We start from the raw sequence: 25,944 nt of genomic DNA on the forward strand, positions 1-25,944 counted from the left end.
GATTATTGGGAGGCACTCCTGCGGGGTGTCTATTTTTGTTATATTGTATTGAATTTTGTTATTTATTTACGGAATAGCTAACATATATGCTAACGTAAAATATAAAATAATTATAACAAGAGGCAATATTTTGATTGTTTTATGCCAATGTAACCGCTATAATCTTGCATATACCGGAATATGTAACGAAATAAGAAGTTTTTGTTAGCGTTTGTTATCAATAACAAAGTTGGAGATGTGGAGGTGAATAGTTAGCGAGTAGGTCTGTAATTGTCTTCTATAAGGACAGATAGTTATTGGGTTCATAACAGCTGGTTGGCTATTCTTATTATCAAATCCATTTATTTTCGAAGGAGAATTAGGAATGAAAAAAGCGAAAAAGTGGCTGGGGAGTATACTTGCCTGTGCAATGATAATGTCTCCTATCCCTTCTGTAATTTCTGCAGCAGCACCATCCACTGTTGGATTCGGTGATACACAGGGTCACTGGGCACAACAAAATATTGCGAAGTGGGTAGAAAATGGCGTTTTAAACGGGTATCAGGATGGTTCTTTTCATCCCAATGAAGGAATTACAAGAGCTGAGTTTGCTACGATCTTGAATAAGGTATTTGGTTTCTATATGAAGTCAGATCAATCTTTTTCCGATGTAAAAGCGACCGATTGGTATGCAGATCAGCTTTCGTTGGCACGATATGCTGGGTATTATGAAGGATACTCAGAGAATAAAGCACAAGCTACTGATTATATAACGCGTCAGGATGCGGTGACGATGTTGGCTCGGATATTTACTCTTCAAGCTACTGAAAGCGCTTCATCATTGAGTGGATTTAATGATTCCTCTCAGATTCAAGCTTATGCTAAGGATGCAGTTGATGCGCTCTCAGGATTGATCACAGGTTATGAGGATGGAACCTTTAAGCCGCTTGGAAGGATCACCCGTGCCGAAGTTATAACGTTAATTAATAAAATAGTGAAGAGTTATTACTCGCAATCTGGAAGTTTTGAAGGAGGAATAGTTTCTGGAAATGTAGTCGTTAATCAGGATGGTGTTGTGTTAAAAAATGCAACGATAAACGGAAACCTGTATCTAACCGCTGGGATCGGTAACGGCGAAGTGACCCTTGAGGGCATTAAGGTTACGGGCACCACATTTATTGCAGGTGGCGGGGTAAACTCCATTCTTATTAAGAATAGCTCATTAGGCAAAGTAAATATAAATCGTAAAGAGGGTGAGGTTCGTGTCCTCACGAGTGGTACAACCCAAATCTCTCAGCTAACGGTAGATAGTCTAGCAAGGCTGGAGTTTGGAATTGGGACGATGATCACCACGGGAATTCTAAATAGAACTGTGGGACTGATCCTAGGTGAAGGCGCATCGATTGCAAATCTAAACGTTGCTGATAAAGCGACTGGAACCACCATTTCCGGTCAGGGCGACATTGCAAAAGCGGACGTTAAGGCAACAGGAGTAACGTTGAACGGTAAGCCCATTGCTCCTGGCACAATTGTCATTATCAAAGGCAATCAAGGTCCTGTAGCAACGGCTACCCCAGCGCCTACCTCGGCATCAGGCTCATCAATAACGCCGGCAGGTCCGACTAATCCAACCGCGGCACCTACAGCGACAGCAACACCAACAGCAACGGAAATACCGACACCAACGGCAACACCAACAGCAACAGCAACACCGACACCGACCGACCCGACGGGTCCTGTGGGACGTATCGAGAATTTAGCGGATGTTGATGCAAGTAGTGAGACTAAATCACTATTCGCCTACTTACAGGATATCCGCGGCAGTGAGATCTTGTTTGGACATCAGCATGCTACTACAGAAGGACTTTCTATTACTGAAAAGGACGGAACGCAGTCTGAGGTCGAGAATGCAGTAGGCGACCTTCCGGGGCTGTTCGGCTGGGATACACTTAGTCTTGAAGGTTTTGAGAAACCGGGAGATTTAGGCGCAACCAAGCTGGAGAATCGTGATAAATTAATCGGCGTGATGAAGTCTGCTTATGAAAAAGGCGGCGTGCTTACATTAAGCTCGCATATGCCGAACTTCGTCACAGGAAAGGACTTTTATGACACCAAAGGAAATGTGCTTACGCATATATTACCCGGCGGTGACAAGCATGCAGAATTTAATGCATTCCTGGATATGATTGCGGACTTTGCGAATAACTTAAAAGATGATGATGGTAAAGTTATTCCAGTCATTTTCCGTCCATTCCACGAGCAAAATGGTGGCTGGTTCTGGTGGGGTGCGCCTTACCGTACGAAGGAGCAGTATGCTGAAATCTATCGTTATACCGTTGAATACTTAAGGGACAAAAAAGATGTGCATAACTTCTTATATGCATTCTCACCGGGAAGTCCATTTAACGGCACAGATGCGACCTTCCTTGAGACGTATCCGGGAGATGACTATGTTGATATCCTTGGCTTCGATAATTATTATGACGGAACCACTGAGGGTTGGTTTGATTCAGTTGTGAAGGATGCTAAGCTGATTTCGAAGCTGGCGGATGATAAGGGAAAAATTGCAGCATTTACTGAGTTCGGTTATTCGGGTGTGAAGCCAACTGGAACGAAGGACCTGAAATTCTTTACCAAGCTAATCGCTGCGCTGCAGTCTGATCCGGATGCTAAACGGATGGCGTACATGCAGACTTGGGCGAATTTCAATACAGATTCTATCTTTGTCCCTTATAGAAATGCTCCAAACGGACTAGGAGATCATGAACTGCTCCCTGATTTCGTAGACTATTATAAGGATCCGTATACAAGCTTCAGCTATGAAGTGGCTGTTGCGGATGCGTATTCGAAACAGGTAACTACAGAAACCGAGCAACCTTTTTTACACATTGCCTCACCAACCGCAAACCAAACAGTGCCCACGACAAAAGCATCGACCCTTCGTGTTCGTGTGTTGAATCAGGACGTGGATAAAGTAACCTATCTGATTGGGGATGACACAACAGAGTACAGTATGGCAGCTGACACAGAAGGTTTCTATTACTTGGCAGATTGGACACCAGGTGTAGCCTTCGACGAATCAGGCGTGATGCTTACTGTTAAGTCCTATGCAAAGGATGGTTCTGTACTTTCACAAACGATCCAAATCTTTGTAAGTGACGTGCAGGGCATTGGGGACCCATTGATTGTAGATACTTTTGAGAATTACAAAGGCAATGATGAATTACTTCGTGCGGCATTAAGTCCTGCGGGTGATCTAAATAAGATCTCACTTGATGCGGACCATAAAAATGATGGCAAGTATGGCCTTAGATTCGATTATAATGTGGACGGCCAGGGTTATACAGGTCGTACCAAAAACATGAATAATGCCGACTGGTCGGACGCCAACAAATTGAAGCTCTGGATTGCACCTGATGGCAGCGACCACAAACTTGTTATTCAGGTCAATGCAAGCGGCATCTCTTTTGAAGCTTATCCTTCACTGGCAGGTACGACACCTGGCATGGTGGAAATTCCATTCAGCCAGTTCGCTCCAGCGCCATGGGATACAGGAAATGCCGGTAAAGTAATCACTAAAGAGAACCTTAAGGACATTCGGGCAGTGTCTATCTACGTAAATAAAAAGGACACAGTAGCAAGTACGTCTGGTACGCTGTACTTTGACGATATTACAGCGTTTAATGATGGAACGGGTGGCGTCCCTAACGGGGGCGAAGGTCCTGGCAGCACGCCAGAACAGGCGAAGCTGTTGTATGGCTTCGAAAAAGATACTCAGGACTGGACAGTAGAGCAGAATAATGCCAGTGCAACCGCGGCAGTGATCTCGACTGATGAGGCTGCTGAAGGAACTCATTCGTTAAGCTCCTTGTTCTCACTCGATTCAGGTGGAGCTTTTGAGCTCAGCAAAAATGGCAGTTTGGATCTGAGCGCGGTAGATAAATTAAGCGCACAAATTAAACTGTCGAACGGAACAGCGGATGCACGTTTGTATATTAAGACGGGATCGACCTGGTCTTGGGCTGACAGTGGAGCTGTGAAAGTAGATTCGAGCGGATTTACTACGGTTTCGCTCAACTTGGCAGGTATTGCTGATCTTAATAGTGTAAAAGCCATAGGTATCAAGCTCGAGGGATTCAGTGGCACGGGAACTTCTACGCTGTATCTGGATGATGTTCGGACCCTGAAGAATGGTACCGCACCTGAAGCTGTCGTCTATGGCTTCGAGGACAATACACTGCAAGGCTTCAGCATCAATGTGGATGAAAATAATAAATATAATACAGCACTGGCCCAGAATCTATCGGTGAGCAATGCTGTGTATGCTGAGGGAACTCATTCGATGCAAGCGGACTTAACATTAAATGGAGGGCAGTTCCAGCTGCGTCGTATGGTGGTTACCAATTTAGCGAATGCATCAACAATTACGCTTAAAATCAAGGTTGTACCTATTGATGCAAGCGATGTTAGCGGTGTAATGGCTCAGCTGTTCACCCAAAGTGGCTCAAGCTGGGGAACATGGACTGCTTCTACGGCTGCACCAGTAGATACCAATGGATTTACTACAATAACATTGGATATCAGCAAGGTAGCGGATCGTAATTTGACCCAAGCGATTGGCGTTCAAGTCATGACCACAGCAACCGATCCGGTGGGTAGTGCTACCGTATATGTGGACGAAATCACGATTAAATAGAAAGTAGTAAAGCCGGAAGCGAACATTTTACGATGTTCACTTCCGGCTTATTTATTTAGCATCAAATTTATTCATTTTAAGGTCTACGAGAATCTGCTTGAAATTAACGAAGCTTAATAGATCCGCCATCTACCATGATAGTCTGGCCCGTAATATAATCGGAATCTTCACTCGCTAGGAATACCGCAACACGCCCGATATCACTTTCCAGTTCACCCAATCTTCTCAAAGGAATTTTTGAAATCATGTTTTGGTAATACTCAGGGTTTGCTTCTGCCCATTCAATCATACCAGGGGAATTAGCAATTGGAGCAATGATGTTTACGTTGATTCCAAATGGACCAAATTCATTAGCGGCTACCCGGGTAATTCCACGGATGGCTTCTTTTGCAGCAGCATATGTTCCTTGATTGGTGTCACCGTTGAGACCGGCGCCCGATGCAAAGTTAATAATTTTACCTTGAGTTTCTTTTAAATAGGGTAGTGCTGCTTGCATGAAATAGAAGGTTGGATAGAAGCCTGTATCAAAAGATAAATCGAAATCAGCCTGTGTAGTTTCTTCGATAGATTTCATTCTGGATGCGTGGGCATTGTTTACTAAAATATCTATTTTTCCGAATTTATCAGCTACTTGTTTAACAAGGTGAGCTATTTTATCGTGTTCCTTGAGGTTCGCTTGAATAAAGATAGATTCAGGTTGATATTCTTGTAATTCTTTAATTGTTTCTTTGCCGGTTTCTTCATTGAGGTCAATAATAGCTACCTTAGCGCCTTCTTTAACAAAAGCCAGGGCCATCCCTTTACCAATGCCGCCTGCTCCACCAGTAATAATAGCTACTTTTCCTGCAAGTCTGCTCATGTTGTGATCTCCTTTTTGTGAAAAAATGTAGTATCTAACTCTTATTCGAGGTAAGGTGTAATTGTTACTTCGACTATATATTACCCAAAATAGTAGCTATATTTACCATGAAGTAGAAACGGCATCATTTCCCAAGATGAATATAGAGGGGGATGATGAATGTTTCAGCAGCTGATGAGGCCTATTCCGGCTCTTATGTAGATGTTGAGCGATTGAATTAAGCGGCGCACCAAGTGATGAGCAATTGATGATTCATGTGTCGCACCAAGTGATGCTGCAAGTGATGCAATAAGTGAAATATTTATAGAGTAATTAGGGAATTTCTCCCTGAAATTCAGAGATTTCTGTTCATCAGACTTATAATTAGGGAAAACTTACCTGATTTTCGGCCGATTTAGTAACTAATTAAGAAATCCCCCTAATTATTAGGGAGGAATTCCCTGATTTCGTTCATTTAGAGCGAATACCGGCTATTTTCAGGGAGTTTTTCCCTAATTAGTTTAAACCCTACCGCAAGCCGTACGAAAATCACACCTAGCAAGTCGCCCACCGGCCACTGCCTACGCCCACCGGCCACTGCCTACGCCCACCGGCCACTGCCTACGCCCACCGGCCACTGCCTACGCCCACCGCCTACACCCACCGCCTACACCCACGCCTACGCCCACCGCCTACGCTCACCGCCGCTCACCGCCCCACCGCCTATCGCCCACCGCCCAACCGCCCAACCCAATATCATAGAACACTACGCGTGGTGTCATATGGCACAGTAAAATCCATTACTTTTCTTTTCAATTCCATTCCATAAAAAAGAAGCTGCCCCCAAGTAGAGTTCACTACTTTTGAGACAGCCTCTTACGAATAATTATAAAGGAAACCCCATCGAGATTACCGCACCGCCATTTCTTCGGTTGCCTGCGCTGATCTGACCTCCACAACGCTCGATGATTGCGCGGGAAATAGCCAGTCCAAGTCCGGATTCTCCGTCTTTTCCTTTTACAAACCGATGGAAGAGATAGGGGAGCAGATCGTCCGAAATTCCAGGACCATCGTCACTTACGGATAACAGGGACCGGCCCTCCTTGACCGAAACATGGATATAGATATGTTGGTTAGCGTAACGTGTGGCATTCGATACTACATTAAGAAGCGCCTGTAGCAGCTTATCCCTATCCGCGCGGATCGTAAGAGAATCTTGATGATCGTGGGAGATATGGAGGGTTAATTCTTTTTTCATCAATAGAGGGTTCATTCTTTCGATGGTTTCTGTCAGTAGATCTTTTAAACAAATTTCCGTAGGCTTGAATATATCTTCCTCGCTGTCCAGCTTCGCAAGTAAAGTCATTTCGGACACGAGCTTCTTCAAGCGGCTGCTTTCGCTCATGATAATGTCTAGCCCTTTTACTACATTCTCACCTTCAAAAACACCATCCTTAATCCCTTCAGCGTAGCCGGAAATGGACATTAAGGGGGTTTTTAATTCATGAGACGCATTCTGGAAAAATTGTTTCTGCACATGGTTGAAACGATTTAATTCATCTGCCATGTCATATACCGATTGAGCGACGGATCCAAGCTCTCCACCAGCTTTAATTAATTTAACATCTGAGAAGCGGCGTTCTTTGACTTTGCGGAGTTCTTGTTGCAGCCTCATTAGAGGTTGAATCAGCTTCTTGGTGATAAATAGGCCAAATAGGAACATAAATGCTCCCGCTGCACTGAAAACGATCAGCAGTCTTCTGAGCAAAGCTTGTTCAATAGCAGTGACTGTGCTCATAGGGGTTAGTAGAGTTAGCGTGCCTATAGGTGTAGCCTTCACTTCAGTAATATACCGTGTATCTGTTCCATTCCAAATGTTCTGGAGCTCAGTGGCTTGGCCTGTGACACTCTTGGCATCGTAGTTTATTGCAATTGAACTCATCTCTGATGATGTGGACAAGACTTTTCCTGTCTCATCGCTAAGAATGGCTTCGACGCCTGGAGTGCTTAGAGAAGGTATGGTCACGGGCAGAGCTTCCAGCTGAGTGCCAATCTCCCCGATGTATTTACTTTCTTCAGTCAATGTAGCTGACATCGCCGCACCAATGGTTCTTAAATCCTCTTTTTGTGTTCCGACAAAATGGTTGAGCAGTACAAAATGGATCACGACAGCAGTAATAGATAGTAGCAATACCAATGCAATACTAAAGGCTAAATTAATCTGATGTGCTAGTTTCATTCGTATGCTCACCCCCATCTGTTCTCATGCGGTATCCGTGCCCCCATACTGCCTCAATGGGCAAATGCTCCAGTTTTTTGCGCATCCGTTTAATTAGATGATCCACGGCGCGATCACTTCCAAAATAATCGTCTCCCCACACATAGCTCAGCAGCTCATCTCTTGTAAATGCCCGGTTAGGGGCATCCGCGAATACTTTTAGCATGGTGAATTCCTTGCTGGTCAAGTCCACCTCTTCACCACACCAGAATACACGTCTTTCTTCCGGCAATAGTAGAAGCTGGTCGATTTCAAGACGGGTGGAAGTGGCCTGACTGTGCAACTTTTCGGCCTGATTACTCAGTTTGTACCAGCGTTGAAGCTGCCGTTTGATCCGGGCGACTAACTCACGAGGACTGAACGGCTTGACTAGATAATCGTCACTGCCAAGCTCCAATCCTAATATTTTATCCACTTCATTATCTCTTGCGGAGATCATAATAATCGGTACTTCGGCTTCGTTACGAATCCTTTTACAGAACTCATAACCATCCATGCCGGGGAGCATAACATCAAGTACCCACATATCCGGGGGGCTTGTCTGCCACAAGGTCCATGCTTCCTCAGCGCTGCCAAGGCCGATGGTGTGGTAATTTTCTTTTTGTAAATAAGCTTCAACAAGATTGCGTATATGTTCATCATCGTCGACTACGGCAATGAGGTATGGATTATTCATTTCGGGTTACCTCCAAATTATTCTCCTACAAGTATATCAATCCAGAGGTGGGTAGGGGCGGCTGCCATCGTTTTTCCACAAATTAACCAATGTTCTGCCACACCCATTTTGTAAGCTTGGTCTTGTAAGATCATTCGAATCGACGAGGAGTGTTGTATTTATGAATCAACAGATGTTATTTAAAAAGTTAGCGCTGTCCACCCTGCTAGTGTCCGCCGTTGCTGCACCGTCTGCAACGAACGCAGCAAGTGGAGCACAAGACGGAAACACGAAAACAACGGCCGCAGCCGTGGTTACTGCTGCCTCTAAAGGAACAATTGCCACTAAAGTAACCACTATTGATTGGGTAGATCCCCTGGAGTTGGCTAAGACCTACGCACCTAATACCCAAGAAGACTGGAAGAACACCTTGGATCAGTATTATAAGGTTGCTGGATTTAGTGTAACCGCACTTGCCGAGCTTGTGCCTGCGGAACTGGTGGAGGGAGTTCAATTATCAAAAGAAATACTATCCACCGAAGCTCTACCTGCGGGATATATTGAAGCTGGTCGTAACCTTGAAGTAGTACCTGTAGTCGATGATATGCAGGTAGATAGCAATATCACTACTTCAATTAAAGCTGTAGATGCGACTTCAATTGCTATTTCCATTCCAGATCTTAGCGACGCGGATAAAGCTTTTTTCAAAGCTCAAGATGATCTGAATAGTGCCGTTAAATCCAAAGATGCGACTGTGATCAAGGAAGCTTTAGCTAATCTGTTGGACCAATATAAAGAGAAGATCAAGGAGCTTGAAACAGCCAAATAACGGTGATTAGCGAGGCTTGATACAGAATAGAGATACTGAAAAGGGTAAAGATAAAAGACACCTCGCGGGGTGTCTTTTTTGTATGCATATCAATCTTCACGCTTTGCCTTTGGCCCTTACTTGCTTCCGCCAGTTCACACCGATCACCCCGGCGATGATCATCACTGTACCAGTCCAATGGTACCATTCCAGTTGCTCATTCAGCAGAAGTACACCACCGAGAATAGAGACAACTGTTGAAAGACTGCCGAAAATGCTCACGCGTGAAGCCTCCATCCGTGATAAAGCATAGTTGGAGAGGAAGGAGGTCACGAGGGAGGAGAGTACGCCGAGATAGAGCATGGAGAATATAAATTTGGGCTCTTGAAAAGGTGTGAAATACTGATCCAAGGTTCCTGCCGAACCATGCTTAATGATCGCCAGTCCATTAAAAAATATAAATCCGAACAAAGTAATCATATAGGTAAGTTCTTTGGGACTCCAGGTACGTGTCAGCTTCCGAGCCGCAACATTATAACCGGCAAGGGATAAAGCTGAGATTAGGATGAGCAAGACGCCCCAAAGACTAGAAGAAGAGATACTCAAACCTGGAATGGCAAAGATAAGAATAATGCCTGCAACTGAGATTAATGTAGAGATCTTTTGGAAGCTGCTCGTGTTTTCCTTCAAGAACATCGCCGCCAAAAGGATGGTGAAGATGGGCATTGTTGCCTGAATAATACCCGCTACAGCGGAGGTTGTATACAGAAGTCCATACGCTTGAAGGGTGAAATACAACGCTGGATACATTAAAGCCAGTGGGATGATCACTGCGGCCTTGGATATTCCAAACTTCACCCGCCCCCACCCTGGAAAAGTAAATAAAGAAGCGGCAAGGAAAGATAACGTGAAGCGATGAGCTAGCGTATCAAAAGGATCCGAGACGGTTAGGGCCATTTTTACAAATATAAAGGAAAACCCGACAATAATAGCATTCAAGACAGCTGCTGCTATCGCTTTTTGAGTAGAAGATGTATTCATTAGTAAAGACCTCCAAAGTGTTGCGCGCATTTAGGTACCGGTCCTGTTCTGCTCTTTATTCTAAGGCTAGAGTAGCTGTGCTACAATGTAATTATTATTCATCTGTACCGGTACAGAATAAGCTTGGAGGAAGGTGAAAGGGATGTATAAGTATTCGGAGTTAATCAACGCGCTGGAATTGCAAATTGCCGAGGATACGTATCGTGAGGGAGATAAATTACCGTCTATCCGGGAGTTGTCCTTACGTTATGGATGTAGTAAAAGTACGGTTATTCGCGCGTTGCAGGATCTTCAGGACAAACATTTAATCTATGCCGCCTCAAAAAGTGGTTATTATGTCATGAAACGAAGCGGACAGCGAAAAGACGAAGGTGCACATTGGATCGATTTTACGGTGTCTGCACCCGACCCGGATATTTTTCCGTATCTGGATTTCCAACATTGTATTAATAAAGCGATTGATATGTACCGCAATGACTTGTTCATCTATGGAACGCCGCAGGGGCTTCCTTCTCTTATTCGTGAAATGCAGCGCCATCTGGCTTCTTATCAGGTATTTGCCAATCCGGATCAGATTTTTATTACCTCAGGTGTGCAGCAGGCGCTTGGCGTATTGACCCGAATTCCTTTTCCGAATGGCAGGCAGCGAGTGCTGATTGAGCAGCCGGGTTACCCGTTGTTTATGGAATATCTGAAGACGTATGGCATTGAGACAGAGGGGATAAAGCGTTCGGATGCTGGGGTGGACTTGAATGAATTAGAGCGGTTATTTAAGACAGGCCAGTTCAAGTTCTTTTATACCGTCCCGCGATTTCATAATCCGCTTGGCGTCTCCTATACCCGTCCCCAGAAGAAGGCGATTGCTCAGCTAGCAGCTAAATACGATGTATACATCGTTGAGGATGACTACATGGCGGACTTGGAGCAGGATGCAAAAGAGGATCCGATCTACGCTTATGACGATGCTTCCCATGTGATCTATTTGAAAAGCTTTTCCAAAATTATATTTCCGGGCCTGCGTGTCGGTGTCGCTGTACTGCCAGAGGTCCTGTGTGACTCTTTTAACCGATTCAAAAGACTGATGGATATAGATAGCTCTATGCTGTCTCAGGCTGCCCTGGAGTTGTATCTGAAAAGCGGAATGTTCGAGCGCCACCGAAAAAAGATGCGTTCCTGCTACGAAAAAAGATCCGCGCTGCTCCATGAATCGATTATGAGAGAGTTAGATACAGCGACAGCACAGCATTATTCCTACCATCCAACCGGCCAGCTTGGTGTGCATACGTATCTGAAGCTTAGTGACAGCGTAAAGACAGAACAGATGATCAAACGTCTGCAAAAAAAGTTCATTCGCATCGAAATGGCGGACAGCGGGTATCTGCCCTCTTTTAATAAAGAGAAGATTCTAAAGCTCAATGTATCCAGTGTAAAAGAGCCGGATATTCGCTCTGGCATTGAACAGGTAATGCAAGAAATACGCTGAGAGCGCAGCAATAAATGAGTGGATAATAATGGTCGAAATGCTGGGAGTCCATTGGAGTAGAAATAAAAAAGCGTTCCTCCAGTAACAGGGATCGTTTTTTGGCGTTGTGGGTCGTTGGCAAATCTGGCAGCAGTGAACTGATGGACAGCAGATCTCATTATCGGTACAACTCGCAGTAATCTCTGGTTCTTCTATAAATATCCGAACACATTTTCTGTGCAATCTTCGGCCGAGTCATGCGGACCCAGATGACGTTATTTGCTATTTTTTAGCCTTTGGAGCAGAGTTTCGGACCCCAGCGCCGCTATTCAAGTAGAAAGTGGTCATATTGAGTGGTGTTCACGCTAACAACGGCTATGGGGTCCGATAGCACTCTAAAAGTGGGAAAAAGCCGCTTTTAAGGTCAGCTGTGTCCGATATCGAATTGGCTAAGTGCAAATTACCAAGATGCTTTATCCATCTTTGCTTGGGTAGCGAGTATCAGCAACAAGCAAATTGAAAGCTGTCGTTCCTTTCGGTACAATCCATTCCAACATCGTATGATTCCATCAAAAAGGGTGATCACTTGCGTAAAGATACCAAAACCATCGGCGAGGTGGCTAAGCTGCTGGGCACAACTATTAAAACCGTTCGTTATTATGACGATATCGATCTATTGAAACCATCCAGCCACAGCGAAGGCGGACACCGTTTATATACTCCTGAAGATATTTCCCGCCTGCGGCTGATCACAACGTTACGTTATTTGGATTTCGGCATTGACGAGATTCGCCAAGTTATCGCTGGAGAAATCCAGCTCACTACAGCACTCAACTGGCAGATTGAAGCTTTGGAGACCCAGGTCAGTACGCTGACCAATATGATTTCGATTCTGCGCCAAGCCCAAGAGCATGTCTCAACAGGTGATTCCATGGATTACATGAATGAGCTGGTGGACTCTTTGTCCATGAATGCTGATAAGCGAACCCGGTTCATCTCCAGTAAAATAGAAGAAATACAGCCGCTCGGTCAATTGCCGTCCGAATGGCGGGATACCTTTTTATATTTGTTCAATAAATATATTATGAATGAAGTCAAAGTGACAGCCGGACAAACCGTAGCTTGGAACGAACTGCAAGCACTTATGAACGATACACAGTACATGGAGGAGCTTGTCCGATTTGAGCTGCCTTTTTTCAATATGGTTAGACATCCCCGCGTTCCCGCTGCGGTTTGGATTCGAACGCTGGAGAATATCCGAATTCGGGTGGAAGCAGCCTTGCAACAAAAACTATCAGCAGACAGCGCTGTTGTACAGGCAATTGTTGAAGATTTTGTGATGATGTATGCAGGTCCAGAGCAGTTCCGCGATAAAGCCGCCTTTTTCCGCCAATATGCTCATTTGATGCAAACTGCTCCTACCGAACGGATAGAACGCTTTAATAAACTATGCTTGCTCCTCAATCCCAAATGGGATGTTATTGTGAGAGGCAACGCCTTGCTGATGGAAGGGCTAGAATGGAAGCTTGCGCAGGAGAATTCTCATTCCGCACCTTGTTGAAGTGTATACTTCGGATGGTCTCCCAGGTTGTTATTCAAATATTGCAAGGGCTGTCCTTTTAAATAATGGTCAAAAAAATCCAGCGTATACTCATTAATCAGCTCATGTGTTCCGCGCACATCTACATCTTCCATCCATTCAAACAAGGGGGTAAGCAGATATAGATCTGAGAAGCTCATGTGCTTGCTGTGTTTGAAGGTCAGCCAATAGTTCCCGCCTGCAGTTACTGGCTCATACCGGGCGAATAGCTCATTATAGTAGGCTGTAATCTCTTTCCTATCCGTCCGTAGTGCGGCGATTTCAGCATCGCTGGTTTGGTCTACTCCTTTTAAGGTGTCATCGGCACTCATGAGCAGAAAAGGTTTCTTCAAGCCGTCTGCAGGAATCCGCTTTTCACCGTAAAGCACCCCATCCATATCAATGCCTGCTTGAATTCTTTGATCCTCTATCAGCATCTGCACCGTTGTGGCTCCCCCAAAGGAATGACCGAACATGCCCATATGTTCAAGATCAATCCGGCCTGTAAACAGACCACTAGGATCGTCCGCAGATAAGGCCTCCATTTGATCCAGCACATACTTAGCATCTTCTACCCAGACTTCATTACGCCGATCCATAAAAGAATACTTCATTTGCTCATAGCCTGTTTTTCCTTCTGAATCAAACTTCACCACAGACTTGTCTGGAAATACCGAAGCTACGCTGCTATAAGCATGTTCAATCCCTACGACAATATAGCCGTGGCTTACCAATTGCTCGACTTGAAAGGTGTTCTGATTCTTGTAGCCCATAAATCCATGCGAGAAAAGAAGCACCGGATATTTAGTTTCCGTATCTGCCAAACCGGCATTCGCAATAGCGTGGGTGTTGGCCAGTTTTAATCCTGAGAATAAAAACTCCGGCAATTGTAAAAATTCATGCAGCCCTTCTATATACGGAGTAGGATCAGATAAATATGGCGCCGGGCTCCCTGTAGCCTCTGAACTTGCTGGATACCAGATTTGCACCATTAATTCGCGGGAGTCACCAGATGTTTCCGTGAACTTTTCTTCCCGTGCAGAATCGGTCCAATGGTAGGTGACGGTTCCTATCTTGTAAGGACCTGTGGGCTCCGCAAAAGAAAATACAGGGAACAGGAGGGGCAGAGCAATGGAAACGGTAGCATAAACCGCCCCAACTCCAGTCAGCACTAGTGTTTTCCAACGCCGTTGCGGTTTTCTTGCTGCCTTTGCTGCGGATCGGAAGAAAAGTCTTGTTCCGCCCACGATTGCCCACAGTGTGATCAGATACACTGGAATCATCGGCCACCGCAACCCTTCCACGAATGCATGGATAAGCAGTAAAGCAGTAGAAATCCCGCCGCCGATCAGCCACCCGCGCTGTGTTTTGGGCCGTCCTAAGGTTAGCCAACCCAACAACAATACATTAAATAAGACAAGTGTGATTTCAAGTAATCTCATAATCTATAATCCTCCTTGGTTTTCTTTTCTGGCTGCTGTACTGAATCCAAGTATAAAACCTCCTGTTAGGGGAGAATCAATGCTCGCTGTGACTTCACTATATTTAGAGGATTATTTAAGATTTATAACAAGAAAAAAAAGAGACCGGGTTCGGTCTCTTTTAGTTATTTCTCGATAGGAGGTATGAATTAATTCGCAAAAAAGTTCGGCAGGAACTCTTTATTAGCTTCCAGCATTTCGTCCAGCATCCGAATCGCTACGTCCACGGACGGAACAAGCGGGTGATGTGCGAGCGCCTGAAGGGCAAGGGCGCGGTCTCCGGTTACAGCGGCGTCAATCGCCAGCTGTTCATAGGTTTTGACAGCATGAATGAGTCCTTTAGCCATGGTTGGAATTTTGGTCAGTGGCAGAGGTAACGGGCCGTTTTTGGTGACCACGCAGTTCACCTCAATGCTGGCGTCATCTGGCAGGAAGTCCAATATGCCACGGTTAGCGACATTTAGGGTCTGAATGTCGTTTGATCCGTTATGAAGCGATCTCATGAGATTAACAGCTGCTTCTGAGTAAAAAGCACCGCCGCGCTGTTCCAACTGCTTCGGCTTCTCGCTTAGCTCTAGATTGCCATAAAGCTCGAAGAGCTCTTCTTCTACACGTTTAACGACTTCAGCACGGTTAATGCCTTGTTTATGGGATTCTATCTGCTCTTCGAGCATGGCATCGGTCATATAGAAATATTTTAAATAGTATGAGGGCAGTGCATGAAGGGATTGCAGGAATTCCGGGTTCCATTCTCTTGCTGGTACGTTCTTAGCGCTGTAGCTGGTTGTATCTGCAAGCATATCGTCCAGCTTGTCTTCACCTTCAACATCGATACGAGTAATCCAGTGCAAGTGGTTGAGGCCCACAAATTCGGCATATACACGGTCTGCTGCTACATTATATTTGGCAGAGACTTGCTTGATCAGGCCGATAGGTGCGTTGCACAGGCCAATACTTTTTACCTTAGAATATTTCAGAACGGCTTCGGTGACCATCCCAGCAGGGTTAGTGAAATTGAGCAGCCATGCGTTGGGAGCCAGTTCCTCGATATCACGGCATACATCCAGAATAACAGGGATGGTGCGCAGTGCTTTCATCATTCCCCCAGGACCTGTTGTTTCTTGGCCAATAACGCCATATTTGAGCGGAATCGACTCATCACGAGCACGGGCATCAAGCATGCCGACACGCATCTGAGTGCTGACGAAGTCGGCGCCTTCGATCGCTTTACGGCGGTCTGTTGTCAGATGAACCTCAATCGGAAGGCCGGATTTCTCCACCATACGTTTTGCCAAGTTACCTACAATATTCAGCTTGCGAAGACCAGGCTCAATATCTACAAGCCATAATTCGCGCACGGGAAGTTCTTTATAGTGAAGAATGAATCCCTCTACTAATTCTGGGGTATACGAAGAACCTCCACCGATAACTGCAATCTTTAATCCTTGGTTAGCTGCCAAGATTAATCACTCCTGTCTTGTAGTTTGTTTGATCGATTCATAATCCTGAAATTTCCGCATTTTCTCATATACTTCACTACTAATGGTCAACCCATCTTGATCCATAGCTGACCATACTGCACCGACTACAGGCTCTGTGGCAAGGGTAACCACGGTTGCCTGAGGGGCTGCAGCGTGTACAGCTTTCTCGATAGGCTGGCGAATCCAACCGCGATCCCCTCGGGTTAGCAGACTTCCTGCCAGCACCACATCGAAGGTCTCCTGCTCCATGCCTAGCTTGTGAATGATAGCTGCCGCAGACTTACCTAGTTCAACCCCTTGCCGATGTAAAATCTCCAATGCTACGGCATCTCCTTCAGCTGCTGCTTCAAAGAGCAGGCGGGCAACATTTACAGGTACTTTTTTCCAATGATCGAGGAAATCGTGAAACATATGCCCAACTTCCTCATAACCTAGCATTTTTAGCAGTAAGCCTGTTAATAGGGTGGGCTGTTCCCGGCCGTCCCAAGCTCGGATAACGGAACGAAACACCTCAATATTGAGTGCGCCACCCCCGCCAAAATCACCGTACATATAGTCAAAGCCGCCGCATTGATAATGCTCTCCCTGCAGGTTTCTGCCTGCTGAATTGGTGCCGGTGCCGCAGATGAGCGCGACACCATAAGGGCGATTCGTTCCGGCGCGTAGACCGATCATAGTGTCACAGTTAATGGTGTATTTGGTGAATCCTATCTGGCGTATCATCGGATGGAGAATAGCATAGTCGGCCTCGCGATCAGCACCGGCAAGTCCGAGATAGGTATGCTGGATGTCTTCCAACCGGAGTCCGGCTTCAGCCAGCGCCCCGAATGTGGCCTCTTGAATACTGTTGGCGGCCTCAAGGGCGCCTGTCTGGTGGTTGCCGTTACCACTCTTGCCTTTGCCAAGAACATTGCCATGTTCATCGCTTAGCAGAGCATAGGTTTTCGTGCCTCCCCCATCGATCCCCAAGTAGTAAGTCAATGGTCGTCACTCCTAGTGTATAAATTTAATCTACTCAGCTCCGGTAGATTCACGTACGATAAGTTCAGGATCAATCCGCATCCCGGCCCCACGTTTCATCTTTCCAGAGATGCGTTTGAGCAGCATATCCGCGGCTGCCAGCCCGATTTTGTCCGCAGGCTGACGTATTGTTGTCAGATGTGGATGAAGCTGTGAAGCAATATAATGATCGTCATAGCCGACCACTGCCACCTCTTCGGGTACCTGAATGCCCGCTTCCATCAGGGCATTGATGACTCCAAGCGCGATATTGTCATCCCCGGCGAAGACGGCGGTGGGCAGCTTTCCTTCCTTCAGCCAACGTTTGCAGGTATCGTATCCCATCCCAATATCGAAATCACCAGGCACGATCTCAAAGGGGGCCAGCCCTTGTTCCTGAAGCGCCTGTAGAAATCCACTGCGCCGCTCCCGCGTACTCCGGAACATTTCCTGACCGCAGAGATGAGCGATTGAAGTGTGTCCCAGCTCCAGTAGATGACGCGTAGCTGCGTATCCCCCCTTGAAGTTGTCGATCGTGATGGAGTAGGTATCATTTTCGGGCTTCTGATTATCTATCAGCACATAAGGGATACCCCGCCGTTTTAACTCCACAATATAATTGTCCTCTTCCATCGGAGAGAGCAAAATTAAACCGTCTACACGATCCTCCTGAATTAAATAATGGCTATCATCCGATTCGATGCCTGTTGAGATGGATATGGCTAAAAAATAACCATGCATCGCTAATATTTCATTCAGCTCTTTGACCACTGCGTCAAAAAAGGAATCTTGCAGGGTAGTGACAATAATGCCGATAATTCCCGTCTTACCGCTTGCCAGACTGCGTGCCGCAGCATTAGGGCGGTAATCCAGCTCTTTAATTGCCTCCAGCACCTTTTGGCGATTATTCTCGCGTACCGATTCGGCCCCATTTAACACCCGGGATACGGTTACAACGGATAATCCGGATTTTTTGGCTACATCAAAAATACTAACTTTCATCTTTAATTCTCCTCACGGCAGATTTTCCGATCCTGTTTTCTACTTTCAGTATACAGGGTTGGCAGACTGTCCGCTAAACGTATGATTTCACGCAGGTATACCGTCCCTAAAGGGGGCGGTATACCTGCCAAACAGTTATCGCTGAATGATCTCTGTAACCTTCTTCTGAATCGTCGCCATCACCTCTTCAACCGTCTTATGTCCAGTTTCTACTGGCTGCAATTCATTAATGAACATGTCATTAATTTGCGAGTAGTTGGTGATTAAGTGGTTATAGGATTCGAAGCCGTAGTTAACAGCACCCTCGTAGACATTTTTGATATCCTGTGGATCGATACCTTCAAAATGTTTATAGTAAGCTTCTGCAGCTTCGGTGTTGACTGGTGGGTTACCGCCACTAAGCTCAATGGATTTCTCTTGCACTTCGCTTGTGATCAGGTATTTGATCCATTCAAAAGCTTCCTTCGGATGTTTGGAGTCCTTCAAGATCAGCAGCGGATCGACATAAAGGGTGCTGCGTACCTTTTCGTTTCCTCCCCATGGTACAGCGGCTACGCCAATTTTGAAGGGGAAGTCATTTGCACCTGCAAGGTTCCATGAGCCTCCGATAGACATGCCGATTTTACCAGCAACAAAGGGATCGCCGTTCTGTCCAGCTACACTTTTGCTCCATTCGGAAGAAGGAGAGACTTTATCCTTAAAGACAAGATCAAAAAGCTTGTTGTAGGCAGCGATCACTTCAGGGGAGTCAAAATAAGTCTCGGAAGGCACGCCGCCATTAGTCCATGTATCTTCTGAGTAAGGCTCCGCTCCAAAATATAACGGCCGCATATCGCGTTCGGACCAAGTGAAGTCTACGCCATATTGAGTTTTGGCGATATCATCGGATACAAGCGTCATTTGTTTAGCTTCGTCGACCATTTTTTCAAACGTCCAGCTCTTATCTTCATAATCGCTTGTTGGATAAGTCAGTTTGGCAGCATCAAACATGTCTTTGTTATAGAGCATTAAGGTGACATACATATTGACCGGGATGCCGTAAGTGTGATCTTTAACCTTGTAGATACCCATTAGATTCTCTGGGATACTATAATCCTCTGCCTTGAAACCATCCTCTTTCATAAGGTCGGTCATATCGAACAACATACCCTTATTGTAGTATTCTGCGAAACCTCCATACCCCCAGTGACTTGTCACGTCGGGCGATTTGCCGCCGGCAATTAGCGTTTGCAGCTTGCTGTCGAACTGCTCATAAGGCGCTTTTTCCACTTTCACTTTAATATTCGGATGCAGCTTCTCGAAATCAGGGATTAATTTTTCGACAAATGTGCGGTCTTCTGAATCTATTGTGTAATGGGTAATTGTTACCGTTTCTGCTTTGCCTCCAGAATTAGTAGAGTCACCGTTTCCTCCAGATAGGGCGTTACCCGCCGATTTGCCGCCGCTACAGCCTGATAAGGCTAGAACAACGAGCATGGTAGCTGCAAGTAAAAGCGCAATACTTTTCCTGTTCTTGTTCATTAGCTAAACCCTCCATGATTTCAAGTATATTTGGCCGCCGGATGGCGGATTATTACTTAATCCCTGTAAGTACAATCCCTTCGACGAACTGTTTCTGGGCTACAGCAAACAGCGTAACGATTGGGACCATAGCTAGAACCGAAGCAACCATTAGCAGATGCCAAGGTGGAATGCGGAACCTCGATGAGGTAAGAGAAGCCATCCCGACGGGTAGCGTGAACTTATCTGATGAGCTTAAGTAAAGCACTGGCGTAAGCAGATCATTCCAGTTGTAGATAAAAGCAAAGATAGCTACGGTCGCAAGTGCAGGTTTGGAGAGTGGGATTGCTATGGTAGCCCACATCCGTATTTCACCACAGCCATCAATGCGTCCGGCATCAAACAGCTCTTCAGGCAATGTGGAGAAGAATTGGCGCAGCAGAAAAATATTATAGGCTGAGCCGAAGAAAGCAGGCACGATCAGGGGTAAAAAGGTATCTATCCAGTTCATTTGCGAAAAGAGTACAAATTGCGGAATCATAATGGCCGGATAGGGTAACATCATGGTGCTCAGCAGCAGGATGAACCACACCTGATTACCTGTACCTCTGAATCTGGCGAATCCATAGGCAACCAGCGCCGAAGAAATCAAGGTTCCCACAACACTAAAGCCGGCGATAATCAGACTGTTTTTATAAAGAGTACCGAACTGCAGGGTATCAAATATTTCTGTGTAATTGCTCCACTGCCAGCTCTCCGGAAGAAAGGTGGGTGGGAACTTCAGCATCTCGCGTTTGGACTTAAGTGAAGTGGAGACCATGAAGAACAAAGGAAGCAGCATCAGAAATGTTGTAACTACTAGAGTAATAAAGCTGAAAATCTTAACAGGCTCCGCTTTCCGGCGGCGTTTTGTTCCTTTAGTCCGGGGGCTTAGCGCTCTGACTGTACTCATTTGCGTCCGCCTCCTTCATAGTGAACATAACGGTTAGACAATTTCATAATTAGTGCGGTGCAGAGCATAACTACGATAAGGAGCACCCATGCCAAGGCTGAGGAATAACCGGCACGATATTCTTTGAAAGCGCTGGTGTAGAGATTATAGACATAGAACCAGGTAGAGTAATTCGGCCCCCCTTGAGTCATGACAAAAGCTTGGGTAAAGACTTGGAAGGAATCAATCAGTCCCATAATCAGTTGGAAGAGCAGCACGGGAGAGATCATCGGTAAGGTAATGTTCAGGAAGATTCTGAAGCGCCCGGCACCGTCAAGGTTAGCGGCTTCGATCAAGCTAGCCGGTACGCCTTGCAGACCTGCGAGGAATAAAATCATTCCTGAGCCTGCTGTCCAGAAAGTCATGATGATCAAGGCATATAGTGCAGTGTCTGGGTTCATCAGCCAAGCCGGTCCATGAATGCCGAACCAGGAAAGGATGTAATTGAAGAGCCCGATCTGCGGGTTAAAGATCCAGTACCACAGCAGGGACATGGCCACGCCGGATACCATGCTTGGAAAATACATTGCTGTTCTGAAAAAGCCGCGCAAAGGAATGGTCTGGTGGAGCAATAGCGCAAAGCCAAGACCGAGTGCAAGCTGGATAGGTACACCGATGAAGGTATATCTCAGCGTGACAACCACTGATTTCCAGAACAGGTCATTGTGAAACATCTCTGTGTAGTTAGCGAGCCCGATAAATTTAGGTGGGTGTATGATGTCATAATCAGTAAAGCTGAAGTAAAGCGATGATAAGATAGGATAAAGGGCGAATACTAGGAAGCCGATAATCCAAGGGGAAATGAACAGATACATGTAGAACGTCTGCCGCCTGTTCTCGCGATTGATCATGACACACCAACCTCTCGTTTTAAAAGTATAAGCGCTTTAACTTTTAATCAAACTAACACTATTAATTAGCAATAATACTAGGCGCCTAGAGATTAAAGTTTAACCGCTTTAACTTTTTGATTCGCTTTAATAAGCTTATCATAGAGGATGATCACTAAATAATCAACACTTATTTTATCTATAAAAGCGCTATCAGTCATTAAACGTAACATATATTCTGCGATTTTTGTGAAAAACGGACCTAAAACAAGATTCAAGGGATGAATGTGTTAACTATTATAACGTAATGTTATTATTTTTTATTGATATTTCTCATGCTATGATTAGGTTTGGTCATATTTTGTTAGAAATGAGGAAACTGAATGACGACTAGACCTTACTTAAAAATGATCCAGCATTCTGTTACAGCCTCAGGGATTAGCTTTGAGGAAATTACACCAAATTTCGTATATAGAGCGACAGATGGAGTGAAATCATTTGTGATGGTAGACGCTGAGATCGGACTAAACAACAGTGCTTCTACGATTATTGCCATGAGTAAATCTCTAACTTATGATGTTTTGCATAAGGCGAATATCCCAGCCGTAGAACATATTTATTTGCCGCATCCTGACTCCAAATTTAGCAATTTGAATCCTTATCCATTGGCTGAGCGTTATTTCCAAGCGTGCAATGGGGAGGTAGTTATGAAGCAGGATAACGGGGCGCAGGGAAAGCATGTGTACAAAATCAATGAGATAGCCGATCTGCACGAAAAGCTCGATTTATTATTTTCTTTACAGCTTAATGGGGCAATAGGTCCTTATTATGAAGCGGAGATTGAGTATAGAATTGTAACCTTTAATCATCAGGCGCGTGTATTCCTTGGCAAAAAAAGAGTTCTTTCGTGGAAGCATAATTTGATTAACGGGGCTGTTACGATTGAGGTGAAAGATCAGGCCAAACAAGAGGCGCTGGCGGAGCTTGCCTCCCGGACCTCTAAAGCGCTGGGCCTTGATTTCTGCTCAGTAGATATCTTAGAGACAAATCAAGGCTTGATGGTGATTGAGGTTAACCATAAGGTGATGTTAGATGAATATTGCAAGCAAAATCCAAGTGAAGTACCTGGCCTCTCAGACCTTTACAGGGAAGTTATTCTTCAGCGTATGAATCAGTTATAAGCCGATATTCAGCAGCGATTGCCCGAATAATCTTTTGGCATTTCCGATTAGAGTTTGCGTACCCACGATTACAATAATCTCCGAAGGTGATTGTTCTTTAAGATACGTAAGAGCATCCTCTAAACAAGGGAATTCGGAACTTTTTTTGAGAAAACTTTTGGCGATTAGCAGGGCATCCGTAGGGAAAATTAGATGGCTTATATCGGGTTTGGTTACGATTAGTTGATCCGAGACTGTGCTCATGACTTCAAGGACCCCTGTGTAATCTTTATCCTTAGGGACACCGATGATGGATGTGACGGTACGGCTGCGCTCAGGATTCACTAATTGAATAAGTTCAGCCAGATAGCTTGCAGAATCTCTATGAATAGCTCCGTCAATAATCGTCAGTGGATCATGATAGATAACTTCACAACGCCCCGGCCATTGTAATTGTTCAAAACAGTGATGTACGATCTCCTGATCAAGGGGTCCCCCTGTAATCTCTTCACAAAGTGACACTGCACTGGCAGCATTGACCGCTTGAAACTGTCCCAATAGCGGGAGGGTCAAGGATGGATAAATGGCTTGCTTCGTCCGGACATCAAAAGTAGTCCCGATAGAAGTGGTTGTGATAGATTCAGCTAAAAACTGTTCTTCATAATATTGCACAGGGTTGGAGGAGAGGTTGTCCTTCATGATCGCAAGAACTCCCGATTTCTGTTTGCTAACATAGACATTTGTTGTGTTGTTTTTGACAATCCCCAGCTTATGCAGTGTAATGCTGTTCAGATCAGGTCCCAAATGGGCTACATGCTCTTCCATAATTGGGGTAATGACAGCCCAGTCATTGCTCAGGACATTGGTGTCATCAAACCTTCCCCCTCTACCGCATTCAATCACATTGATATCTGTACCCTTCTCCTTAAAGTACAAAGCCGCAATAGCCAAAGCAACCCCAACCGGACCTTGATATTCGTCAGCAGCAAGCTGCTCCTCAATCTGGTGGAAGCCCCCGCGAATTACATTACCTAATCGTACAAAGTCTTCGGTGGCTATTGCCTGCCCATTGACCCGGATTCTTTCGTTGAAATCCACCAGGTGAGGGGAGGTGAATAACCCCACTTTATATCCCAAGTGACTTAACAGAGAGGAGATAAATCTAGAGGTGGAGCCTTTACCTTTACTGCCTGTGACCAGTATGTATTTTTGATTACGATCCGGACTTCCAACTGCATCCAGTAATACTCTGGTTAACTCCGGTTTTCTAACTTCTTCATCCAAAGTTTGTGTAATGTTGTTAATGGCTCTTAGATAAGAGCTGTAGATCATATCTTCAACTTGGGATTGTGAAGTGAATTCCACGGAAATCCCTCCATTTAATTAATTTTGGCGCGTTCCTCAGATAGTGTTGTGTAGATGATAATCGGAAGTAACACAAGAGAAATGATGACGGTCAGAGCGATGCTCCAGTTCAAATCTTTATATAGCTGTACTATGGTGAACAACAAAGCGATAACAGGTAAGACCAGTTTGTTTAAGTGCTTTAGGAATAAGGAGTACATACTTCTTTTTACGGTAACTGATGTGCCGATGCTTGGAATTTCTAACTCGTTACGCGATAAGGCGGTGATTCCGATAAATAAGTGGCTGTCGATAAATTTAAGCTGCTCATTATCCGCATGAAGCTTGACCGACTGGGCAATATGCTCCGTATCGATGTCTAAGATGGGGATGGTGATTTGTTTTGAATTATAGGAGATCACGATCTGATCTGTTTCTTCCATGCCTAGCAGTTTTCTAACATTCGGATGAATTCTGCATAAATTCTGGTGCTCATCAAAAGGGTAAGGATGGCCCACTCTGAGGGTGAGCTCTCTTTTGCCAATAAAAAAGTTCCCTAATGCACTTAAGGGCCGTCGGATCAGTTGATTGATAAGTTTATGTATACCTGGCTTGGGTTGGGAACGCGTCCTAGCGCGAGTAATGATTAATGGGTCATGCCCCTCGGAATGGGTTTCAAGCAATAACATGATGTATCTGTTGAAGTAAAGGGTATTTGGTTTGGCTGTGCTATCTTCTCGTAAAGTTAGGTTTACCCGGAAGCCGTTTGTGGGATTGATTAGTTCCACTTGATTCGTATATTTACGGACGAGTGCTGGACAGGCTTTTACATAGGGTTTGGCAATCTCGTCCACTTTAGGAATTCCCCGAAGAACTGTGTCGTATTCTGGCTTCGTTATAGTTAATCCTGTAGTGAGGCAGTCCCCAAGCTTGTCCTTTGCCCGCTTGGATAATTGGATTGAACCTCTTGGCACCTCATCTGCCGATAAAATTAAACAGCTGACTTTCACACCATTCTCTGCTGTAAGATCAACGAAGATATGCTGGACTAAACCTAATTCCTTTAACTCTTCAGAGTTCATTGTGATTTCTTCACGAGGTTGAAGGCTTTGTTTGTCTAGAATAGTAAAGGTTTGCTCGATAATAATGTCAGACACCGCCCAATAGTTTAATGATTTGTTCAAGGGAATGAATGGTTTTTTGGAATAAATCAAACGCATTCGGGTTACGATAATTTCGATTAATTTCAATTTGAATACTTTGAACTAACAATTCTTTAGCGCAATATGAAGTAATCGTTCCAGGATGGGATGCGGAAAATGTATGATTTTGTCGAACTTTGGTAATACCATTATTGTTAAAGATGCCTACGACGTCATTTAAATTATTTTCTCGTATAGAGGTTCCGTACAGAGTCCCTAGATCAATATCAAACTCCCGAAGTTTGGAAGCCCCGTGCAGATCGATCACAAACTGAATGCGATGTTCTTTGACAAGCGCTCGTAGCGCAGCCTTATATTCTCCGCCTAAGATGTAATTTGGGTCTTCTTTGGAGAAGCTCTTTGAATAAATACAGTAGCAATTAGTGAGCTTTTGTAACAAGAGGGCAAGGGAGCCTGTATACATGTCAGCTGGTTTTACAGCATGTTCTCGAAAATGGTTAATGGCATGTGGAGCTGAGACAAGTACAGGAAGGGAGCCTTCTACAATCGAGTAGGAGGGATCTACCCCGATATCGCCAAAATAATTATTATTGGAGAATTGTAGCTCATACTGTTCGATCAGAGATAAAATATGCAATCACCTATTCATAGTTATTT

Annotated in this window: 19 protein-coding genes; 5 read left to right on the top strand and 14 right to left on the bottom strand. The window is 45.0% G+C overall.

Features of this window, described 5'->3' with window-relative positions; all coding sequences use genetic code 11:
• The first annotated feature begins 364 nt into the window (after positions 1 to 364).
• The gene (locus tag PODO_RS30310; protein ID WP_080742375.1) at positions 365 to 4,675 is read left to right on the top strand and encodes a glycosyl hydrolase; all 4,311 of its coding nucleotides are present in this window, start codon (positions 365 to 367) and stop codon (positions 4,673 to 4,675) included.
• A 103-nt stretch (positions 4,676 to 4,778) separates the two neighbouring features.
• Here the strand turns inward: PODO_RS30310 and PODO_RS01150 are convergent, their stop codons facing one another.
• From PODO_RS01150 to PODO_RS01160, 3 genes are all read right to left on the bottom strand, one after another.
• Positions 4,779 to 5,534: an SDR family NAD(P)-dependent oxidoreductase gene (locus tag PODO_RS01150; protein ID WP_038568170.1), complete on the bottom strand. Its 756-nt coding sequence runs from the start codon at positions 5,532 to 5,534 to the stop codon at positions 4,779 to 4,781.
• A gap of 865 nt (positions 5,535 to 6,399) precedes the next feature.
• Complete coding sequence (locus PODO_RS01155) at positions 6,400 to 7,752, bottom strand: sensor histidine kinase (protein ID WP_038568173.1); 1,353 nt, start codon at positions 7,750 to 7,752, stop codon at positions 6,400 to 6,402.
• On the bottom strand, positions 7,730 to 8,467 hold the full coding sequence (locus tag PODO_RS01160; protein WP_038568175.1) for a response regulator transcription factor: 738 nt from the start codon (positions 8,465 to 8,467) through the stop codon (positions 7,730 to 7,732). The genes PODO_RS01155 and PODO_RS01160 overlap by 23 nt, the downstream gene beginning before the upstream one ends.
• Positions 8,468 to 8,627: 160 nt before the next feature.
• Between PODO_RS01160 and PODO_RS01165 the strand changes: the two genes are divergently transcribed.
• Positions 8,628 to 9,275, top strand: coding sequence for a hypothetical protein (locus PODO_RS01165; RefSeq protein ID WP_038568178.1), 648 nt, complete (start codon positions 8,628 to 8,630; stop codon positions 9,273 to 9,275).
• A gap of 96 nt (positions 9,276 to 9,371) precedes the next feature.
• Here PODO_RS01165 and PODO_RS01170 read toward each other — a convergent pair whose 3' ends face one another.
• Positions 9,372 to 10,295 (bottom strand): DMT family transporter, encoded by a 924-nt coding sequence (locus PODO_RS01170; protein WP_038568180.1) that lies wholly within the window; start codon positions 10,293 to 10,295, stop codon positions 9,372 to 9,374.
• A gap of 142 nt (positions 10,296 to 10,437) precedes the next feature.
• Here PODO_RS01170 and PODO_RS01175 point away from each other — a divergent pair, with 142 nt between their 5' ends.
• Together PODO_RS01175 and PODO_RS01180 are read left to right on the top strand one after the other, a co-directional pair.
• Complete coding sequence (locus PODO_RS01175; protein WP_038568183.1) at positions 10,438 to 11,778, top strand: aminotransferase-like domain-containing protein; 1,341 nt, start codon at positions 10,438 to 10,440, stop codon at positions 11,776 to 11,778.
• A 565-nt stretch (positions 11,779 to 12,343) separates the two neighbouring features.
• Positions 12,344 to 13,318, top strand: a complete 975-nt coding sequence (locus tag PODO_RS01180; RefSeq protein WP_235219547.1) for a MerR family transcriptional regulator — start codon at positions 12,344 to 12,346, stop codon at positions 13,316 to 13,318.
• Here the strand turns inward: PODO_RS01180 and PODO_RS01185 are convergent.
• From PODO_RS01185 to PODO_RS01215, 7 genes are all read right to left on the bottom strand, one after another.
• Entirely contained in the window at positions 13,300 to 14,778 is a 1,479-nt protein-coding gene (locus PODO_RS01185; RefSeq protein WP_038568186.1) for an alpha/beta hydrolase, read from the bottom strand. The genes PODO_RS01180 and PODO_RS01185 overlap by 19 nt on opposite strands.
• 188 nt (positions 14,779 to 14,966) lie before the next feature.
• Positions 14,967 to 16,277 (bottom strand): 6-phospho-beta-glucosidase, encoded by a 1,311-nt coding sequence (locus PODO_RS01190; RefSeq protein WP_036687220.1) that lies wholly within the window; start codon positions 16,275 to 16,277, stop codon positions 14,967 to 14,969.
• Positions 16,278 to 16,283: 6 nt separating this feature from the next.
• Positions 16,284 to 17,279 (bottom strand): N-acetylglucosamine kinase, encoded by a 996-nt coding sequence (locus PODO_RS01195; protein WP_036687222.1) that lies wholly within the window; start codon positions 17,277 to 17,279, stop codon positions 16,284 to 16,286.
• Positions 17,280 to 17,309: 30 nt separating this feature from the next.
• Positions 17,310 to 18,299 (bottom strand): LacI family DNA-binding transcriptional regulator, encoded by a 990-nt coding sequence (locus PODO_RS01200; RefSeq protein ID WP_036687224.1) that lies wholly within the window; start codon positions 18,297 to 18,299, stop codon positions 17,310 to 17,312.
• Positions 18,300 to 18,434: 135 nt separating this feature from the next.
• Complete coding sequence (locus tag PODO_RS01205; protein ID WP_038568191.1) at positions 18,435 to 19,820, bottom strand: ABC transporter substrate-binding protein; 1,386 nt, start codon at positions 19,818 to 19,820, stop codon at positions 18,435 to 18,437.
• A 52-nt stretch (positions 19,821 to 19,872) separates the two neighbouring features.
• Positions 19,873 to 20,751, bottom strand: a complete 879-nt coding sequence (locus PODO_RS01210; protein WP_038568194.1) for a carbohydrate ABC transporter permease — start codon at positions 20,749 to 20,751, stop codon at positions 19,873 to 19,875.
• Positions 20,748 to 21,641, bottom strand: a complete 894-nt coding sequence (locus PODO_RS01215) for a carbohydrate ABC transporter permease (RefSeq protein WP_036687229.1) — start codon at positions 21,639 to 21,641, stop codon at positions 20,748 to 20,750. Before PODO_RS01215 ends, PODO_RS01210 begins: the two co-directional genes overlap by 4 nt.
• A gap of 362 nt (positions 21,642 to 22,003) precedes the next feature.
• Between PODO_RS01215 and PODO_RS01220 the strand changes: the two genes are divergently transcribed.
• Positions 22,004 to 22,801, top strand: coding sequence for an ATP-grasp domain-containing protein (locus tag PODO_RS01220; protein ID WP_038568197.1), 798 nt, complete (start codon positions 22,004 to 22,006; stop codon positions 22,799 to 22,801).
• On the opposite strand, the gene PODO_RS01225 is transcribed toward PODO_RS01220, so the two are convergent.
• From PODO_RS01225 to PODO_RS01235, 3 genes are read right to left on the bottom strand one after another with little or no spacing between them, the layout of a single operon-like run.
• A complete protein-coding gene (locus PODO_RS01225; RefSeq protein WP_038568200.1) occupies positions 22,796 to 24,145 on the bottom strand; it encodes a bifunctional folylpolyglutamate synthase/dihydrofolate synthase in 1,350 nt (449 codons plus the stop codon). The genes PODO_RS01220 and PODO_RS01225 overlap by 6 nt on opposite strands.
• Before the next feature lie 14 nt (positions 24,146 to 24,159).
• Positions 24,160 to 25,308, bottom strand: coding sequence for a hypothetical protein (locus PODO_RS01230; protein ID WP_141240316.1), 1,149 nt, complete (start codon positions 25,306 to 25,308; stop codon positions 24,160 to 24,162).
• Positions 25,274 to 25,924, bottom strand: coding sequence for an N-formylglutamate amidohydrolase (locus PODO_RS01235; RefSeq protein ID WP_052096712.1), 651 nt, complete (start codon positions 25,922 to 25,924; stop codon positions 25,274 to 25,276). Before PODO_RS01235 ends, PODO_RS01230 begins: the two co-directional genes overlap by 35 nt.
• Positions 25,925 to 25,944 lie beyond the last annotated feature (20 nt).

Source organism: Paenibacillus odorifer (genome assembly GCF_000758725.1).
GTDB lineage: Bacteria > Bacillota > Bacilli > Paenibacillales > Paenibacillaceae > Paenibacillus_AQ > Paenibacillus_AQ odorifer.

Bases quoted from the DNA above. Each gene is read 5' to 3' on its own strand.
- PODO_RS30310 (WP_080742375.1), top strand. From the start codon at position 365: ATGAAAAAAGCGAAAAAGTGGCTGGGGAGTATACTTGCCTGTGCAATG.
- PODO_RS01150 (WP_038568170.1), bottom strand. From the start codon at position 5,534: ATGAGCAGACTTGCAGGAAAAGTAGCTATTATTACTGGTGGAGCAGGC.
- PODO_RS01155 (WP_038568173.1), bottom strand. From the start codon at position 7,752: ATGAAACTAGCACATCAGATTAATTTAGCCTTTAGTATTGCATTGGTA.
- PODO_RS01160 (WP_038568175.1), bottom strand. From the start codon at position 8,467: ATGAATAATCCATACCTCATTGCCGTAGTCGACGATGATGAACATATA.
- PODO_RS01165 (WP_038568178.1), top strand. From the start codon at position 8,628: ATGAATCAACAGATGTTATTTAAAAAGTTAGCGCTGTCCACCCTGCTA.
- PODO_RS01170 (WP_038568180.1), bottom strand. From the start codon at position 10,295: ATGAATACATCTTCTACTCAAAAAGCGATAGCAGCAGCTGTCTTGAAT.
- PODO_RS01175 (WP_038568183.1), top strand. From the start codon at position 10,438: ATGTATAAGTATTCGGAGTTAATCAACGCGCTGGAATTGCAAATTGCC.
- PODO_RS01185 (WP_038568186.1), bottom strand. From the start codon at position 14,778: ATGAGATTACTTGAAATCACACTTGTCTTATTTAATGTATTGTTGTTG.
- PODO_RS01200 (WP_036687224.1), bottom strand. From the start codon at position 18,299: ATGAAAGTTAGTATTTTTGATGTAGCCAAAAAATCCGGATTATCCGTT.
- PODO_RS01205 (WP_038568191.1), bottom strand. From the start codon at position 19,820: ATGAACAAGAACAGGAAAAGTATTGCGCTTTTACTTGCAGCTACCATG.
- PODO_RS01210 (WP_038568194.1), bottom strand. From the start codon at position 20,751: ATGAGTACAGTCAGAGCGCTAAGCCCCCGGACTAAAGGAACAAAACGC.
- PODO_RS01215 (WP_036687229.1), bottom strand. From the start codon at position 21,641: ATGATCAATCGCGAGAACAGGCGGCAGACGTTCTACATGTATCTGTTC.
- PODO_RS01220 (WP_038568197.1), top strand. From the start codon at position 22,004: ATGACGACTAGACCTTACTTAAAAATGATCCAGCATTCTGTTACAGCC.